The organism is Flavobacterium sp. PL12 (assembly GCF_039123485.1).
In the GTDB taxonomy this organism is placed as follows: domain Bacteria; phylum Bacteroidota; class Bacteroidia; order Flavobacteriales; family Flavobacteriaceae; genus Flavobacterium; species Flavobacterium weaverense.
Window position 1 is genome coordinate 25,617 of the sequence record NZ_JBANDI010000020.1, and the last position, 18,319, is coordinate 43,935.

Below are 18,319 nucleotides of genomic sequence, written 5' to 3' on the forward strand. Positions count from 1 at the left end.
GTTTTACAAAGAGAAACTCTCTCCGCATCCACAAGTTCTGTTGGCATTTGGATTATTGAAAACAAATCCTTTTCCGTTTATTCCTCCTGAAAATTCTAATATTGTTCCGGCTAAGTATAGAAATGATTTTTTTTCTACAGCTATCGTTATGTCGTTGTCAATGAAAATTTTATCTTCTTCATTTTTAGTTTTATCAAATTTTAAATCATAAGACAATCCAGAACATCCGCCGCTTTTTACACCAACTCTCACATAGTCTGTTGCAGCATCAAAACCATCGTCTTTCATAAGATCAATAATTTTTTTTCTTGCAGTGTCAGAAACTTTAATCATAAGTTCGTTTTTATTTGTTTTACAAGTTATTAATTGAGCAATAAATTCTGTTTTAAAAGTAATTTTTAGAAACTCGAATTAGACCTTATATTGATTTTGTCTAAATTAAGGACAAAGATACTATATAAAAAGCTTTTTCCATAATTGATAACATTTTTATAACTAATGATAAAATAGAAAAAAGTTATTTGTAAGGGCGAATCGAATTTGAATTCCTTAACTTTGGTTTCTATCAAAATTTATAAAAGTTTATGAAATTATATCCTATAGAAACTGGAAACTTTAAATTGGATGGTGGCGCTATGTTTGGCGTGGTGCCAAAGACAATTTGGAATAGAACTAATCCCGCAGATGAAAACAATTTGATTGACATTGCAGCGCGTTGTTTGTTAATTGAAGATGGTAATAAATTGATTTTGATTGACACCGGAATGGGCAATAAACAATCCGAGAAATTTTTTGGATATTATTCGCTTTGGGGAACACATTCCATGGATAAATCTTTAGCTAAATACGGTTTTCATCGTGATGATGTGACTGATGTTTTTATGACTCACTTGCATTTTGACCACTGTGGCGGTAGCGTAAATTGGAATGATAGTAAAACAGGTTACGAACCTGCTTTTAAAAATGCTAAATTTTGGAGTAACGAAAATCATTGGGAATGGGCAACAAAACCTAATGTACGCGAGAAAGCATCTTTCCTATCTGAAAATATTTTGCCAATGCAAGAAAGCGGCCAATTAAATTTTGTAAAAAGACCTGAAGGCGATTACTTATCGCAATCAGAGCTGGGTTTTGGCATCTTCTTTGCAGATGGACACACTGAAAAGCAAATGCTACCTCACATTCAGTATCAAGATAAAACAATAGTTTTTTGCGCTGATTTATTGGCCACAGCCGGACATCTTCCCGTTCCTTATGTAATGGGATATGACACTAGGCCTTTATTAACAATGCCGGAAAAGGAAAAATTCTTAAATGCGGCTGCTGATAATAATTATTACTTATTCTTAGAACATGATGCTCATAATGAAATTATCACTGTTCAACACACTGAGAAAGGAGTGCGATTAAAGCAAGTTCATAGCTGCGAGGAAATCTTAACATAGTGTTAAGAATACTTAGATTTGTAACAAAAAAATTTATTTTAGACAAATATTTTAAAAACCTAAAAAAAACATTAATAATGAATCCTATTAAACCTATTTACATATCTGCCTTTGCATTGCTCGTTTTGGCTGGATGTGGTACTTCAAAGCAAGTTATTAATACTACTAATTTAAGTGCTATAACTACTCCTTTAAATGTTAAAAAGAAAGCGGCGCTAACTGAAAATGAATTGAAACGTTGGAGCCATTTAGATATCGTAAAAGATACTATCCCTGGTATGAGCGTGGACAGAGCTTATGCTGAATTGTTGAAAGATAAAATAGGTATTCCTGTAATTGTAGGTATTGTAGATTCTGGAGTAGATATTGAACACGAAGATTTAAAATCAGTTTTGTGGACAAATAAAAAAGAGATTCCTGGAAACGGAATAGATGATGATAATAATGGATATATTGATGATATTCATGGTTGGAATTTTCTAGGTGATATTACTAAAGAGAATTTAGAATACGAAAGAATTATTAAGGATAAAACTATCGCTGATGATGTAACGTATCAAGCAGCTAAAAGTGTTAATGATAAAAAAGTTGCTGAAGCTAGTGTAGGACAAGGTCGTTTACAGGAAATGCTAGTTGCAATTAAAGATGGTGATGCTGTATTAGTAAAACATTTTGGTAAACCAGTTTACACCGCTGATGAAGTGAAAGCTATCGTTACTAAAGATGCTACATTGCTTAAAAGCAAAACTACCATGCAACAAATGCTTTCATACGGAATGCCTATTGCTGGATTAAAGGAAGCGATTGAAAAAGATCTTAATGATTTTAAAGCTTTAATTAGTGGAGAAAATCTTAAGGTAGATTACCGTAAAGTTGTAGGTGATAATCCAAATGATATCACGGACACTAAATACGGAGATAACAATGTAATGGGACCAGACAAGAAGGAAATTCTTCATGGAACACACGTTGCAGGTATTGTTGCTCAAACTAGAAACAATAATTTAGGTGGAGATGGTGTTGCAAATAATGTACAAATACTTACGGTGCGTGCAGTACCAGATGGAGATGAGTATGATAAAGACATTGCTTTAGGAATTCGCTATGCTGTTGATAACGGAGCTAAAGTAATCAATGGAAGTTTTGGTAAAGCGTTCTCTCCTCACAAGCAATGGGTTTATGATGCAATAAAATATGCTGAATCTAAAGATGTTTTATTTGTTCATGCTGCAGGAAACGATGCTAAGGATATTGACTTTGCGGATAATTTTCCAACTGATGCAGATGATAAAAAGACAGAGTATGCTGATAATGTGCTAACAATTGGTGCATTAAATTATGAATACGGAGATAAAGTTGTGGCTCGTTTTTCTAATATTGGAAAAGTTAATGTAGATGTTTTTGCTCCAGGTGTCCAAATCTATGCTACAACTCCAAATAACTCTTACCAATATTTACAAGGAACATCAATGGCTGCGCCAAATGCTGCAGGAGTTGCTGCATTAATACGTTCTTATTATCCAAAATTATCTGCTAAGCAAGTGAAGCATATTTTAATGGATTCAGGAGTAGCAATAACTACTGAAGTTATCGTGGGTGGAAAAGCAAGTGATAAACGTTCTTTTACTACCTTATCTAAATCAGGAAAAATAGTGAACGCTTACAATGCTTTAATAATGGCAGAAAAAATGTCAAAATAATAATAGTTTAAAAATTCACATAATGGAAGGGCGATTCGTCCTTCCATTTATATTTTAATGTATATATGAAAAAATTACTTTTACTTTCTTTTGTGACTCTAGGCTTTGGAAGTCTGATCGCTCAAAACAATGCGTATTGGCAACAACACGCTGATTATAAAATGGACGTCACCATGGACGTGAAAGAATACAAATATAAAGGTACTCAGGAATTAGTTTATACTAATAATTCATCTGATACACTTAAAAAAGTATACTATCATTTATATAATAATGCTTTTCAACCGGGAAGCGAAATGGATGCTAGAGTTTCAAGCATTAAGGATCCAGACGGCAGAATGGTAAACAAAGTAAAGGTAGGTTCTAATGAGATTAAGGAAAGCCGAATTAAAACTTTACAACCTAATGAAACGGGATATTTAAACATTACAAATTTTAAGCAAGATGGTGTCGTGGCATCTGTAAAAGCAGCAGGAACAATTCTTGAAGTTACTTTGGTTAAACCAATAGTTCCTAATTCAAAAACTACTTTGACGTTAAATTTTGACGGTCAAGTTCCAGTTCAAATTCGTCGTTCAGGAAGAAATAATGCCGAAGGAGTAGAGTTTTCAATGTCACAGTGGTATCCAAAAATGGCCGAATTCGATTTTGAGGGTTGGCATGCAGATCCATACATCGCAAGAGAGTTTCATGGTGTTTGGGGAAATTTTGACGTAAAAATTACAATTGATAAAGAATATGTTTTAGGTGGTACTGGATACTTACAAAACAAAAATGAAATTGGTCATGGTTATCAAGACGCAGGAGTTGTGGTAACGGTACCTAAGAAAACTAAAACATTAACGTGGCATTTTAATGCACCAATGGTTCATGATTTCACTTGGGCTGCAGATAAAGAGTATATTCATGATATTGTAAAAGGTCCTAATAACGTAGATCTACATTTCCTTTATAAGAATAATCCAAAGTACATTCAAAACTGGAAAAATCTACAGCCTAAAACAGTTGAGTTAATGGAAATTTACAATAAAACTGTTGGCGATTATCCATACAAGCAATATTCAGTAATACAAGGTGGCGATGGAGGTATGGAATATGCAATGTGTACTTTAATTTTAGGTCAAGGTACATTTGAAGGGTTGCTAGGAGTTACTGCTCATGAAATGGCGCATTCTTGGTTCCAACATGTATTAGCTTCAAATGAGTTAAAACACGGCTGGATGGATGAAGGCTTTACATCTTTTATTGAAGATTACGCATTAAATCAAATGAGTGATAAAAAAGTAGAAAATCCATTTGAAGGAGCTTATAAAAATTATTTTTCAATGGTGAATTCTGGTAAAGAATTGCCTCAAACCACACATGCAGATCGTTTTGATGAGAATCGAGTTTATAGCATTACATCGTACAGTAAAGGCGAGGTGTTTTTAGCACAATTAATATATTTGATAGGTAAGGAGAATTTAATGAAGACTCTAAAGAAATATTATAGTGATTTTAAATTTAAGCACCCTACGCCTAATGACATAAAAAGATCAGCTGAAAGGGTTTCTGGAGCAAATTTAGATTGGTATTTGACAGACTGGACAAAAACAACCAACACTATTGATTACGGGATTAGAGAGCCAAGAGATATTGGTAAAAGAACGATTGTAACTTTAGAAAGGAATGGTAGAATGGCTATGCCAATTGACCTATTAGTAGAATACACTGATGGAACTATGGAGAGTTTTTATATTCCTTTGAGAATGATGAATTTTGAAAAGGAGAATCCTAATCCAGCAATAAAAAGAACAGTTTTAGGAGATTGGGCTTGGGCATTTCCAACGATGGAATTTATGATTGCAAAGCCTAAAAGTGCAATTAAGAAAATTACTATTGATCCAAGTGGTTTAATGGCTGATATTAAAAAAGAAAACAACACGTACGAGCTTAAATAATTTTCCATTAAACTAAAATTATTTCATTTTTATTATTAATGACAAAACCCCTTCAGAATTAAATTCTAAAGGGGTTTTGTGTTTTTGAATCGGATAAGACTTATTCGAAATATTTATTGATAAATTCAATTACATTTTCGTCGCTCATTTTGTTAGAAGTGCTCTCCGTTTTAACAGCATTTTTATATTGAGCGGAATCATCAAGATACTTCATAAACTGTTCTTGGATTTGTCCTGTTCCGGTTAAATGAATCTGGTCAACATTAGGCATTTTAGCGGCTATCTCTTTAAAGAATTTTTGAGTAATACCTATTTCATGATTATTAGCCGTATTTTCATTTGAATTACGCCCTGCTTCTTCAGCATTAACATGTCCTAGAACTATAAAATCTCCCTCGTCAACATTCTCTCTTCCAATAATAGTTGCGTGAGTAGAATCCATCCATACCCCAAATTGTTTTTTGTTTATTTCTGACATGATATTTAATATGATTAAAAATTTAAACTAATTATTAGTACTATAAATATAGCGATAAAATAATAAATATCTCACTTTTAGACATTTATCTTTATAGGCCAAGATTCTAATTTATAGGTTACTTGATTCAATGAATCAAAAGCTTTATCACTAATATAGTTTGTTAAACTTATCATTTAAGAATTTCTATCTGTTTATAAATTAAAAATCCCTTGGGATGGATGTGTAACTTATAATACTGGAGATTCTGGGCTATGTATGGCTACTGTGCATTAGTGAGAACTTAATGATTTAGTGATAAACCTAGCTGGAATCTTTATACTGCAAAAAAAAACAGTCTAGTTTTTAAAGCTAGACTGTTTGCGTTTTATGTTACTTTAGATGCTCTAACATATCGACGGTCATGGTTTCCAAATCAAATTTGTGCTTCCAGTTCCAATCTTTTCTAGCTTCTGCATCATCAATACTTGCTGGCCAACTATCCGCAATTTTTTGACGGAAGTCAGGCTCATAAGTTACTGTAAATTCAGGAATATGTTTTTTGATTTCAGCAGCAATCTCCGTTGGCGTAAAGCTCATTGCTGCTAAATTATACGAAGAACGAATTTTTATTTGTTCTACTGGTGCTTGCATGATCTGTATAGTTGCAGCAATTGCATCATCCATATACATCATGGGCATTTTAGTTTCAGAGGATAAGAAACACTCATAATTTTTATCTGAAAGTGCTTTGTGAAAAATATCAACTGCATAATCAGTAGTTCCACCACCAGGAGGAGATGACCAGCTTATTAAACCAGGATAGCGTATACTTCGAACATCAACCCCAAAAATATTGTAGTAATATTCACACCATCTCTCGCCTGCTTGCTTACTGATTCCATAAACGGTTGAAGGTTCCATAACGGTATATTGTGGCGTATTCTCTTTAGGAGTCGTAGGTCCAAAAACAGCGATACTAGAAGGCCAGAATATTTTTTTTATTTTCTTGGCTTTCGCCAAATTCAAAACGTGAAACAAAGAGTTCATATTCAGGTCCCAAGCAAACGCTGGATTCTTCTCGGCAGTTGCAGATAGCAGTGCAGCCATTAAATAAATTTCATCTATTTTATGAACCTCTACAAGATGCTCGATTTGGTTAAAATCTAATGCATTTACTACTTCAAAAGGTCCTGAATTGACGACATCGTTATTTAGTTTTCTAATGTCAGAAGCAATTACGTTTTCGGTTCCGTAAATCTCACGTAGTTTATGGGTAAGCTCAGTCCCAATTTGTCCGCAAGCACCGATAATCAATATTTTAGTACTCATTTTGTCTATTTTGAGCTACAAATATAACATTTTTGTGAATATTATAAATATGATAATAATACAGTTTAATTTGTAAAAAGAATATAGAATTAGCAGTCAAATTTCTTAATTATTTCTTTTTTAAGCACATTAAAATAGTTTAAGTTATTGGATTGTTATTCCAATTTCCGTATTCGTAATTGTAAATTTACTTTGTAACTTTGTATTTTAATCCAAATCCAAATGACAAACAAAATAGTAGTCTTATTATCTTTGGTTTTTATTTTGTTCTCCTGTCAAAATGACGATCAAAAGCGTATCGCAGAAAATAAGAAAGAAATACAAAAAAGAGAAGTTATACTTAAAAACATAGAGAAAGGCTGGGTATTTTATGACACTCCTGTTACAGAAGCCGCCGAAAATAGTTTGGCTAACTGGAATGAATGGAGAGTCTTTTTTGTTGAATTAGCACAAAAACCTAAAAAGACAATTGGTTCTTTTCAGCAAAAGTCTAAAGCAATTACTAAAAAAGCAATGGCTTTAAACGATAATATTCCTGGCGCTTATAGCATACCTGCTATAAAAAGCAGAATTTCTACTGTAGTTGCTAAGACGCAGATGCTAGATTTATATATCAATCTTGATAATATTCCAGACAAAAAAGTGGTGAAATTAATCGCAGAGATTAATTTAGAATTAGTTTCCTTACAAAGGCAAATGGAAAAAACGGTTGATAAAAGTAAGATTCCAGTCGAAGTAGGAGAGTCTGATTTGATAAAAATGAGAGACGCTTCCAGAGCGATACCTAATGTGATTATTGACGAAAATATACCTAGAGTTGAGTAAAAAAATATTATATAACACCTACGATAATTCTCCCAAAACACAGCAAATTGTTGCTCGTTTACAAGAAAACAATCAAGTTAAAATGCATTTGTCAGGATTACTGGGATCAGCACTTTCATTTGTAATACATTCTATTTTTAAAAAATCAGAACTACCTTTTTTAATTGTTTTAAATAATAAAGAAGAGGCTGCCTATTATTTAAATGATTTAGAACAAATGATTGGTGATCAGGACGTATTGTTTTATCCTGGCTCCTTTCGAAGACCATATCAAATCGAAGAAACTGATAATGCTAATGTTTTATTACGTGCTGAAGTTTTAAACCGAATCAATTCCCGCAAAAAACCTGCTATTATCGTCACTTATCCTGAAGCGCTATTTGAGAAAGTAGTAACCCGAAGAGAGTTGGATAAAAACACTTTGAAAGTAGCAGTTGGTGATAAAATCTCAATCGATTTTATTAATGAAGTTTTATTTGAATACGAATTTAAAAGAGTAGATTTTATTACAGAACCAGGCGAGTTCTCTGTACGTGGAGGAATTGTCGATGTCTTTTCATTTTCTAATGATAATCCGTACAGATTAGAGTTTTTTGGTGATGAGGTAGAAAGCATTCGTAGTTTTGATGTTGCCACGCAGTTGTCTATTGAAACGCAAAAAAAGATTACCATAATTCCAAATGTTGAAAATAAAGTCTTTCAGGAAAACAGAGAGAGTTTCTTAGATTACATTTCTGAGAAAACAGTAATTTTCATCCAAAACACCGAAGATTTTTTTTCGCAGTTAGATAAACAGTTTGAAAAAGCTGAAGAGGCTTTTGCCAAATTATCTCAAGAAATAAAACGCTCTACACCGGAGCAGTTATTTTTAAATCAAGCTTCTTTTATTAAGAGAGCGTTAGATTTTTCAATCGTTGAGCTAAGTTCAAAACCTATTTTTAGAAGTACTAAGAAATTTGAATATCACATTCAGCCACAACCATCTTTTAATAAACAATTTGATTTATTGCTGAATAATTTAAGTGAAAATCACTTTAACGGCTATAAGAATTATTTGTTTTGTTCGAATGAAAATCAAGCAAAGCGGTTTCATGATATTTTCGAAACGTTAGACGAAGCTAATTCTGAGAACATTCGTAAGCAATATCACACCGTAGTTTTGCCTTTGTTTCAAGGATTTATCGATGATGAAAATCAAATTACGTGTTATACTGATCACCAAATTTTTGAGCGGTACCATAAATTTAATATTAAAAGCGGCTATTCTAAAAAGCAAAATATCACTTTAAAAGAACTGACAACACTTTCGGTTGGTGATTATGTAACGCATATCGATCACGGAATAGGACGTTTTGGTGGTTTACAGAAAATACAAGTTGAAGGTAAAACGCAAGAAGCCATCAAATTGGTTTACGCTGACAATGATATTGTGTACGTGAGTATTCATTCACTTCACAAAATTTCAAAATATAACGGAAAAGATGGAGCACCGCCTAAGATTTACAAATTAGGTTCGAATGCATGGAAGATTTTAAAACAAAAAACCAAGGCTAGAGTCAAGCACGTTGCATTCAATTTGATTCAATTGTATGCTAAAAGACGATTAGATAAAGGATTTCAGTTTGCTCCTGACAGTTATTTACAAAATGAATTAGAAAGTTCGTTTATATATGAAGATACGCCAGATCAAACAAAATCTACAGCAGAAGTAAAAGCTGATATGGAAAGTGATCGTCCAATGGATCGTTTGGTTTGTGGTGACGTAGGTTTTGGAAAAACCGAAGTTGCAATTCGCGCCGCTTTTAAAGCAGTTGATAATAGTAAGCAAGTGGCGATTCTTGTACCAACAACTATTTTAGCATACCAGCACTACAGAACTTTTACAGAACGGTTGAAAGATATGCCAGTTACAATAGGTTACTTAAATCGTTTTAGAACTGCAAAACAAAAAGCTGAAACTTTAAAAGATTTAGCCGACGGAAAACTTGATATTGTTATAGGAACACACCAATTAGTAAATAAAAATGTAGTTTTTAAAGATTTAGGATTATTGATTGTTGATGAGGAACAAAAATTTGGTGTCAACGTAAAAGACAAATTAAAAACGATTGCTGCTAATGTTGATACATTGACATTAACGGCTACACCAATACCTAGGACTTTACAGTTTTCACTAATGGCAGCGCGAGATTTATCAGTAATTACAACGCCACCACCCAATCGATATCCGATAGAAACCAATGTAGTTGGTTTTAGTGAAGAGTTGATTCGGGATGCTATTTCGTATGAAATTCAGCGCAACGGACAAGTTTTCTTCATTAATAACAGAATCGAAAACATCAAAGAAGTAGCAGGAATGATTCAGCGTTTAGTGCCAAATGCTCGTGTGGGAATTGGCCACGGACAAATGGAAGGAAAAAAGCTAGAAGAGTTGATGTTGGCCTTTATGAATGGAGAATTTGATGTTTTGGTAGCAACCACAATAATTGAAAGTGGATTAGATGTTCCGAATGCAAATACGATTTTTATCAATAATGCTAATAATTTTGGACTATCTGATTTACATCAAATGCGTGGTCGAGTAGGTCGTAGTAACAAGAAAGCGTTTTGTTATTTTATTTGTCCTCCTTATTCTGCGATGACGGATGATGCTAGAAAAAGAATTCAAGCTTTAGAACAATTCAGCGAATTAGGAAGTGGCTTTAATATTGCGATGAAGGATCTTGAGATTCGTGGTGCGGGAGATTTATTAGGTGGTGAACAAAGTGGTTTTATCAACGAAATAGGTTTTGATACGTATCAGAAAATTTTAAACGAAGCCATCGATGAATTAAAAGAAAATGAATTTAAGGATTTATATCCTGAAGAAAATGATATCGAAACAAAAGAATATGTAAAAGATTTGCAAATCGATACCGATTTTGAATTGCTTTTCTCTGATGAATATATTAATAATGTCTCAGAACGTTTGAGTTTATATAATGAATTAGGAGCTGTTAAAAACGAAGAGGAATTAATCATTTTCCAAAACAAATTGATTGACCGTTTTGGACCAATGCCTCCACGTGCAAAGGCTTTAATGAATAGTATTCGAATTAAATGGATTGCAACCCGTTTAGGGATTGAAAAATTAGTAATGAAAAAAGGAAAAATGATTGGCTATTTTGTGTCAGATCAGCAATCTGATTACTATCAATCCAAACGATTTACTAATATGATACAATTCGTTACAAAGAATAGTAACATTTGCAAAATAAAGGAAAAGGAAACGCCAACTGGTTTAAAGCTATTACTAACTTTTGAAAATGTCAAGAATACAAGAACTGCGTTAGAATATATGGAAATGTTGGGAGGAAAATAATTTAGAATATTTAAAGCTTCCAGACTTTTATTGGCTGGAAGTCTTAAATATTAAATAGTATTAATTCTTCAAATCCTTAATTACCTTAAAGGCAACATCTACTTGTTCCTCACTTACTAGAATTGTAAATTCATTCGAAGTTGAAATAACTTCATTGATTATAATTCCTTCCCAAGCTAAACGTTGGAAAATAAAATAATAGATTCCAGGTACAACAATATTTTCTTTCGGTAATTTAACGGTTATTGAAGCTAGATTGTCTAATTTTTGAATCAACTTTTCGTTGGCAAAATGCTTGTCAACTAAGTGATTAATGCTATTACTTACTACAATGTTTGTCTCATTTACACCTCTTGACGAAGTGTAGAAAATATCAGGAAGTGCGTTAATGTCTGTGATTAAATCCGCTTGTTTATTTAGAACAGTATCTGAAGCAGCAAAAGTATAATCTGTTAAAGAAGATCGCACTGTAATTTCACCAATGTTCTTTATGACTTTGTTAATCTTATGATTTAATCTAAAGTCAAGTTCTTCAGTAAGTCGCTTTAAAGCCATTACTACTGCGCCTTGTTTTACTTCTTTTCCAAAATCACTCTCTAGTTCAGTCATTATATTTCTTGACAATGAAGTCAAGTTGATTATGCCTAGAGATAAAGCATTCAATAAAAATGGCTTTGTTTTAATGTAATTTTCTACAATTGAAGATACCGTTTTCATAAGGAACTGATTTTTAAATTTAATACAAGAATAATTGTGATTCGAATCGAAGCAAGATGCAAATGTAAATAAAAAAACAATTTGTTACAAATATAACACTATCAAAAATGGTAAAATGCGTCGATAAGATGCTCAATCACAAAAGACTTGCCTTCCTTATGTATAGCGATGATGTCAAAACGCACGTTTTGATCGATACTTCTTTCATTGACAAATGCGTCAACGGCTTTTACTAATAGCTGTATTTTTTTTGGGTTTACGAAATCTTGTGGTAATCCAAACTCTAATGAGGAACGAGTTTTCACCTCAATAATAGCAAGCGTATCTTCTTTACGAGCAATTATATCAATTTCTGCTTTTTGAAAAGTCCAGTTAGTTTCCAAAATAGTATAACCTTCTTTCCTAAGAAAATCCACTGCCATTTCTTCCCCTAATTTACCAAGTTCGTTATGTTCAGCCATTTATTTCAGTTTGAAATTTTCAGTTTTTATTATCAATCTTCGACTTTAAATTCCTTTCTCAGATTGTGAATTAAATTATTCCTATTAAAATGTTTATTTATAAAAGAATGCAATTTATTCTCCCCTTCCTTTGGAGGGGGTTGGGGGAGGACTCTTACTCAAATACCACAGTGCTCATCGTATCATTAACATCGATACTAACTCTATTTCCTAAAATTAAAGCTCTGTTATCTTGAATATGACCTGCTGGAAAATTATACATCACGGGAATATTATATTTTTTAGTGACATCATCAATAATTTCAATGGCATTTTTCCCCCAAGGAATATCGTTGTCCTTCATCTTTGTCATCGAGCCCACAAGAATTCCTTTTATGCTTTCAAGACAACCGTTGCGTCTTAAATTCATCATCATTCGGTCGATATGATACAAGTACTCATCTAAATCTTCAATAAACAAGATTTTATCTGAACAATCGATCGCTGACGGCGAACCAAAAAGGCTATATAAAATAGATAGATTACCACCTACTAATTCCCCTTTAGCTTTACCTATTCGATTCATTTTAAAAGGCTCTACTTCGTACTTTAATTTTCCGCCAAACAGTGCAATTCGTAATGTTTCAACAGCTTGCGGTGTCGCTCTGGCCACTGTTACTGGCATTATTCCATGAATTGATTTAAAACCCATAGTATTTAAATGATTGTGTAATGCAGTAACATCACTGAACCCAACTAACCATTTTGGATTTTGCTTGAACTTTGTGAAATCTAATAGATCAATTATTCGAACAGTACCATAACCTCCTTTTACACACCAGATCATTTTGATCTTTGGATCGTCCATTTGCTGTTGAAAATCCGCTGCACGCTGCTCATCTGTTCCCGCTAATTGATTGTTATCTAAACCTATTGTACTGCCGATAACTACATTAAGTCCCCAGCTTTTTAATAAATCAATTGCAGGTTTTAAATTGTCATCAAGATTTTTTCTGGCTGTTGCCAAAATTGCTACGGTATCTCCTTTTTTTAAATGTGCTGGTGTAATCATATGTTTTTGAGCTTGTATGTTGAAAGATTGTAATGTTAACGTGATGAAGAGTATTAAGTGTAAAATGGTAAAATGGCTTTGTAACTGACTTTTATTTCTTAGCATATAGAATTGCTTATAATTATAAATTGAGACATTGTGTTTTAAGGGACATCAAAAACAAAGATAGCGAATTACAGAATAATTTTAAGTTACAAATCGAAATGACTATTTTTACAAGTACACTTCCAAGATTCAATGAATTTACGGAGCTGAAATAAAAATTGCTTATGAAAATTACGCACGGTATTGCTATAGTTATTCTTTTGTTTTTTATGGTTCCAAATAGCTTTGGACAACCTAAAAAATATATTATCCATACTGTTGCTTTTTATAATTTCGAAAATCTATTTGATACAGTAGATGATCCAGATACTTTTGATGAAGAATGGACGCCAAATGGCTTGCAGCGGTGGACGGTTAATAAGTATCAAAAAAAATTGAGCAATCTTGCAAGAGTTTTAGCGGAGATAGGATCTGGAGAAAATACAGATTCACCAACATTTATTGGTGGATGCGAAATAGAAAATAGAGAAGTTCTCGAAGATCTAATAAAGCAACCCAAATTAATCGAGAAAGATTACGGTATAATTCACTTTGATTCGCCAGACAAAAGAGGAATTGATGTAGCATTGTTGTATCAAAAAAATAAATTTCAGCCTACAAGTTTCAGTAATATTCCACTGTATATTTATAAGAAAGGAAATTCCAGTACGGAAAATTCTAAACTTATAAGTGATGAAGGTTCTGATGATGAAATGCAAGTAAGTACTAAGAATTATCGAGTTTATACTCGTGATCAATTATTAGTTACTGGGTTTCTAGATGGTGAAGAAATAAATATTATTGTAAATCACTGGCCATCGAGATCTGGCGGTGAAAAAAAATCAAGCCCTTTTAGAGAAGCAGCAGGAGCATTAAATAGGAGAATTATCGATTCACTACAAAGAATAAATCCTAATGCAAAAGTGATTACGATGGGCGATATGAATGATGGTCCGTACAACAAAAGTGTTAAAATTGCGCTTGGCGCCAAAGCAAAAAAATCTGAAGTGAAGGAATTTGGAGTTTTCAATCCCTTTGAGGAAATGGCTAAAAGTGGTATGGGAACTATCGCATATCGCGATGCATGGGATGTTTTTGACCAAATCATAGTATCAGAATCTTTAATAAAAACAGATTATTCCACATTTCAATATTGGAAAGCAGGAATTTATAACAAGTCTTTTTTGATTCAAAATAGTGGACAGTATAAGGGATATCCTTTGCGACATTCCACTACCGAAATTGGTTATAGTGACCACTTTCCAGTTTATATTTATTTAATTAAAGAGAAAAAGTAATATTTAATATTTCATAACTTTACGTTTAAAACAAAAAAAATGGCAATAGCAAAACCTTTCAATCTTAATAAATGGATAGAGGAAAATCGTGATTTACTTAAACCACCTGTTGGTAATAAAAATTTATACACAGAATCTGGAGATTATATTATAATGGTAGTTGCAGGTCCTAACGCAAGGAAAGACTATCATTACAATGAAACCGAAGAGCTTTTTTATCAGCTTGAAGGCTCGATAAAAGTGATAGTTCAGGATAATGGTGAAAGAAGGGAAATGGAACTCCATGCAGGTGACATGTATTTGCACCCTGCTAAAACACCACATTCGCCAGTGCGATCTAAGGGTTCAATCGGACTCGTAATAGAAAGGAAAAGAGCAGGTCTTGGCTATACAGATGGACTTCTTTGGTTTTGCGATAACTGTAATCATAAATTGCACGAAGTTTATTTTGAATTACACGATATTGAAAAAGATTTCCTGCCACATTTCAAACATTTTTACGGCTCTGAGGACTTGAGAACTTGTGCTAAATGTGGAACAGTCATGGACGTTGATCCAAAATTTATATAACTACATTTTTAGAGATTTATGAGCAAAATAAAGACAATATGTGTTATTATTTGATGTATAATCGGTATGTTTGTATAGAAATATAACAATTTTTAATAAAAAAGTTACAATGATAACAATAGCAGATCAATTCGGAATCAAAGAAGCCCTTAAGCAATTAGGGATTGAAGCCATAAATGAAGGAACATCTACAGGTGAATCTAATTTTGCCAACGGAAAAATCATCGAAAGTTATTCGCCAGCAGATGGCGCTTTAATTGGAAAAGTGAAAACTTCTTCAAAAGAAGATTATGAAAAAGCAATGCAAAAAGCATCAGAAGCTTTTCTTGAATGGCGTATGATTCCAGCTCCTAAAAGAGGTGATATCGTTCGTCAGATGGGTGATGAATTAAGAAAATTTAAAGAACCTCTTGGAAAACTTGTTTCTTATGAGATGGGAAAAAGTCTTCAAGAAGGATATGGTGAAGTTCAAGAAATGATTGATATCTGTGATTTTGCAGTTGGATTATCACGTCAACTTTACGGATTAACAATGCACTCTGAAAGACCTTTACACAGAATGTATGAGCAATACCACCCAATAGGAACAGTTGGGATTATATCCGCATTTAACTTTCCAGTTGCAGTATGGAGTTGGAACGCAATGATTGCATGGGTTTGTGGTGATGTTGCTATTTGGAAACCAAGCTCGAAAGTGCCCTTATGTGGTATTGCTTGCCAGAATATAATCAAAACAGTTCTCAAAAGAAATAACGTACCAGAAGGAGTTAGTTGTTTAGTAACTGGAAATGAGTCAGGAGATTTAATCAATAATGACAAAAGAATTTCTTTAGTTTCATTTACAGGATCAACTAGAATTGGTCGTCACGTTTCAAAAACAGTTGCGGAACGTTTTGGGAATACTATTCTAGAACTAGGAGGAAATAATGCAATTATAGTTTCAGAACATGCTGATATTAGTATGGTATTAGTTGGAGCTGTTTTTGGAGCGGTAGGAACTGCGGGACAACGTTGCACATCAACTAGACGTTTAATTATTCACGAAAGTGTGTATGACAAAACGATTAGTGTTTTGAAAAATGCTTATGGTCAATTGCAAATAGGAAATCCACTAGACGAGAATAATCACGTAGGTCCACTTATTGACAAAGGAGCTGTGAAAGATTATTTAGAAGCTATCGAAGCTGCCAAAAAAGAAGGTGGAAAAATTATTGTTGAAGGTGGATTAGTAGAAGGTGAAGGATATGAAAGTGGTTGTTATGTAAGACCGTGTATTATTGAAGCTGCAAATCATTTTGATATTGTTCAAACAGAAACTTTTGCACCAATCTTATATGTAATGAAATACAGCACGATTGAAGAAGCTATTGCAATGCAAAATGGAGTTCCACAAGGACTTTCTTCTTCTATTTTTACAAACAGTATGAGAGAAATGGAATTGTTCCTTTCTCAATCAGGATCTGATTGCGGAATTGCAAATGTAAATATTGGAACTTCAGGAGCAGAAATTGGTGGTGCTTTTGGAGGAGAAAAGGAAACTGGTGGTGGCCGTGAGTCAGGATCAGATGCTTGGAAAGCCTACATGAGAAGACAAACGAATACAATCAATTATGGAACTCAATTGCCATTAGCACAAGGAATCAAATTTGATTTGTAATCAAAAATAAAAGTACCAAAAAAGGCAATTTGAATATTTCAAATTGCCTTTTTTTATGTTTAGAACTTTGTAAAATTTATAAGTAAAAAAAACTACAAATTAAATGAAGCGCCAATATTGAATGATGATCCATTATTGTATTTTGATATTGCATCTTTATCATATTTTGCAAAAGGTGTTGAAAATTCAGTAAAAACACCAAATCCTTCTGAAAAGAAATATTTTGCACCTACATGACCACCAAAGTTTTTTAAACCTAAATTTAAACCAGGATACACATCAAATTTTGGAGAAACATTTAATACATTTCCTAAATTAGCATTAAATCTAGCTTTCACATCAAAACGATAGTCACTAGAAACTGCTGAAATACCACTTCCTGAAAGTAAGTACGAGGCAAGAGCACCAATCGAGAAATTTTCTCCCAGTCCGTAGTCACTAGAAACTAAAATTCCAGTACCACCATTTTGAACTGTCATTCCAATGTTCAGTTTCGTATCTCCAGCTCCTTTAAAAGCTTGAGCATTAGTTAATCCAATAGTGAATAATAATGCTAATGTAATAATCTTTTTCATTCTCTTTGTTTTTTAATTTGCAGTAAAATTAGTTCAATAAATCTAATTTCTTCCTTTCTCGTCAAAATATAATTGATTCAAAGGTTCACTTTGCCAAAATTCCTTTGTATCAACATCCATAATTGTCAGGGCGCCTTTAAACGCAGCACCTGTGTCTACGTTCCAAATATTTGCTTTTTGTACTGGAGTTGTTTCTCCAATTCTAGTAACCGGAGTATGTCCAATAAAAACTTCGTGGTATAAAGTAAAACGTTTTGGATAAAAAAGATCATCACGTTGCATTCTTGTGTCAAATGATAGAGCGGTTTCCCACAATGTTCTATCCCAGTAAAACTGACCTGGAAAATATTCATAATGGACTCCATTTACGTTAGTGAATCCTGCGTGTACATATAAACGATGTTTATCATCTAAATGATAATTCTGAAGTGCTTTTAGGAACTCGATATGTTTTTTCTTAGTTTCTAAACTGACAGATTCATATGCGGTTACAGTTGCTTCTCCACCATGTTTATACCAGAGTAAATTATCTTTGTTTTCGTCAAGCCATTCTAATAATAAATCGTCGTGATTTCCCCGGATGCATATACAATTCTGCTTTTCTTGTAAATCTATAAGATAATCGATGACTTGAGGAGATTGGCTCCACCCATCAACATAATCTCCTAAAAAAATTAGGGTGTCTTTAGTAGTAACTTTGGCTCTCTCCATAATTTGGTGTAGCGCTCGCAAACCACCATGAATATCGCCTATAACAAGTGTTCTCATGTAAATTGTTTTCTTAGTATTGTAAAATAGCGAGATAAGAGTTCGTTATTTTTTAATTTATAAAAATAAGTAAAAGAG

General features: G+C 33.1%; 16 protein-coding genes. 8 read left to right on the forward strand and 8 right to left on the reverse strand.

What is annotated here, in order from left to right:
- Positions 1 to 3: 3 nt before the first annotated feature.
- Positions 4 to 333 (reverse strand): iron-sulfur cluster assembly accessory protein, encoded by a 330-nt coding sequence (locus RCH19_RS10255; protein WP_121924801.1) that lies wholly within the window; start codon positions 331 to 333, stop codon positions 4 to 6.
- Positions 334 to 584: 251 nt separating this feature from the next.
- Between RCH19_RS10255 and RCH19_RS10260 the strand changes: the two genes are divergently transcribed.
- The 3 genes from RCH19_RS10260 (at position 585) to RCH19_RS10270 (ending at position 5,085) form a co-directional block, all read left to right on the forward strand.
- Positions 585 to 1,445 (forward strand): MBL fold metallo-hydrolase, encoded by an 861-nt coding sequence (locus tag RCH19_RS10260; RefSeq protein WP_343023140.1) that lies wholly within the window; start codon positions 585 to 587, stop codon positions 1,443 to 1,445.
- Positions 1,446 to 1,522: 77 nt separating this feature from the next.
- Positions 1,523 to 3,145: a S8 family peptidase gene (locus RCH19_RS10265; RefSeq protein ID WP_343023141.1), complete on the forward strand. Its 1,623-nt coding sequence runs from the start codon at positions 1,523 to 1,525 to the stop codon at positions 3,143 to 3,145.
- A gap of 65 nt (positions 3,146 to 3,210) precedes the next feature.
- Positions 3,211 to 5,085: a M1 family metallopeptidase gene (locus tag RCH19_RS10270; protein WP_343023142.1), complete on the forward strand. Its 1,875-nt coding sequence runs from the start codon at positions 3,211 to 3,213 to the stop codon at positions 5,083 to 5,085.
- 100 nt (positions 5,086 to 5,185) lie between these two features.
- Here the strand turns inward: RCH19_RS10270 and RCH19_RS10275 are convergent, their stop codons facing one another.
- Positions 5,186 to 5,563: a hypothetical protein gene (locus tag RCH19_RS10275; protein WP_343023143.1), complete on the reverse strand. Its 378-nt coding sequence runs from the start codon at positions 5,561 to 5,563 to the stop codon at positions 5,186 to 5,188.
- 372 nt (positions 5,564 to 5,935) lie between these two features.
- On the reverse strand, positions 5,936 to 6,874 hold the full coding sequence (locus RCH19_RS10280) for an L-threonine 3-dehydrogenase (protein ID WP_343023144.1): 939 nt from the start codon (positions 6,872 to 6,874) through the stop codon (positions 5,936 to 5,938).
- Positions 6,875 to 7,096: 222 nt separating this feature from the next.
- On the opposite strand from RCH19_RS10280, the gene RCH19_RS10285 reads away from it, so the two are divergent.
- Together RCH19_RS10285 and mfd are read left to right on the forward strand one after the other, a co-directional pair.
- On the forward strand, positions 7,097 to 7,699 hold the full coding sequence (locus RCH19_RS10285; RefSeq protein ID WP_343023145.1) for a hypothetical protein: 603 nt from the start codon (positions 7,097 to 7,099) through the stop codon (positions 7,697 to 7,699).
- Positions 7,692 to 11,060, forward strand: coding sequence for a transcription-repair coupling factor (gene mfd / locus RCH19_RS10290; RefSeq protein WP_343023146.1), 3,369 nt, complete (start codon positions 7,692 to 7,694; stop codon positions 11,058 to 11,060). Before RCH19_RS10285 ends, mfd begins: the two co-directional genes overlap by 8 nt.
- Positions 11,061 to 11,120: 60 nt before the next feature.
- On the opposite strand, the gene RCH19_RS10295 is transcribed toward mfd, so the two are convergent.
- The 3 genes from RCH19_RS10295 to RCH19_RS10305 all read right to left on the reverse strand — a co-directional run bounded on the left by RCH19_RS10295 (position 11,121) and on the right by RCH19_RS10305 (position 13,289).
- Positions 11,121 to 11,777, reverse strand: coding sequence for an aspartate kinase (locus RCH19_RS10295; RefSeq protein ID WP_121924809.1), 657 nt, complete (start codon positions 11,775 to 11,777; stop codon positions 11,121 to 11,123).
- A gap of 101 nt (positions 11,778 to 11,878) precedes the next feature.
- Positions 11,879 to 12,238, reverse strand: a complete 360-nt coding sequence (locus RCH19_RS10300) for a YraN family protein (protein WP_343023147.1) — start codon at positions 12,236 to 12,238, stop codon at positions 11,879 to 11,881.
- Between the two features lie 154 nt (positions 12,239 to 12,392).
- Entirely contained in the window at positions 12,393 to 13,289 is an 897-nt protein-coding gene (locus RCH19_RS10305) for an LD-carboxypeptidase (RefSeq protein ID WP_343023179.1), read from the reverse strand.
- A 269-nt stretch (positions 13,290 to 13,558) separates the two neighbouring features.
- On the opposite strand from RCH19_RS10305, the gene RCH19_RS10310 reads away from it, so the two are divergent.
- From RCH19_RS10310 to RCH19_RS10320, 3 genes are all read left to right on the forward strand, one after another.
- The gene (locus RCH19_RS10310) at positions 13,559 to 14,671 is read left to right on the forward strand and encodes an endonuclease/exonuclease/phosphatase family protein (RefSeq protein WP_343023148.1); all 1,113 of its coding nucleotides are present in this window, start codon (positions 13,559 to 13,561) and stop codon (positions 14,669 to 14,671) included.
- Positions 14,672 to 14,710: 39 nt separating this feature from the next.
- Positions 14,711 to 15,241, forward strand: a complete 531-nt coding sequence (locus tag RCH19_RS10315) for a 3-hydroxyanthranilate 3,4-dioxygenase (protein ID WP_343023149.1) — start codon at positions 14,711 to 14,713, stop codon at positions 15,239 to 15,241.
- Between the two features lie 109 nt (positions 15,242 to 15,350).
- Positions 15,351 to 16,898 carry an aldehyde dehydrogenase family protein gene (locus RCH19_RS10320; protein ID WP_188049390.1) on the forward strand — a complete coding sequence of 516 codons (1,548 nt, stop codon included), beginning with the start codon at positions 15,351 to 15,353 and terminating at the stop codon, positions 16,896 to 16,898.
- 92 nt (positions 16,899 to 16,990) lie between these two features.
- On the opposite strand, the gene RCH19_RS10325 is transcribed toward RCH19_RS10320, so the two are convergent.
- Together RCH19_RS10325 and RCH19_RS10330 are read right to left on the reverse strand one after the other, a co-directional pair.
- Complete coding sequence (locus RCH19_RS10325) at positions 16,991 to 17,473, reverse strand: DUF6646 family protein (protein WP_343023150.1); 483 nt, start codon at positions 17,471 to 17,473, stop codon at positions 16,991 to 16,993.
- 42 nt (positions 17,474 to 17,515) lie between these two features.
- Positions 17,516 to 18,241: a metallophosphoesterase family protein gene (locus tag RCH19_RS10330; protein ID WP_343023151.1), complete on the reverse strand. Its 726-nt coding sequence runs from the start codon at positions 18,239 to 18,241 to the stop codon at positions 17,516 to 17,518.
- Positions 18,242 to 18,319 lie beyond the last annotated feature (78 nt).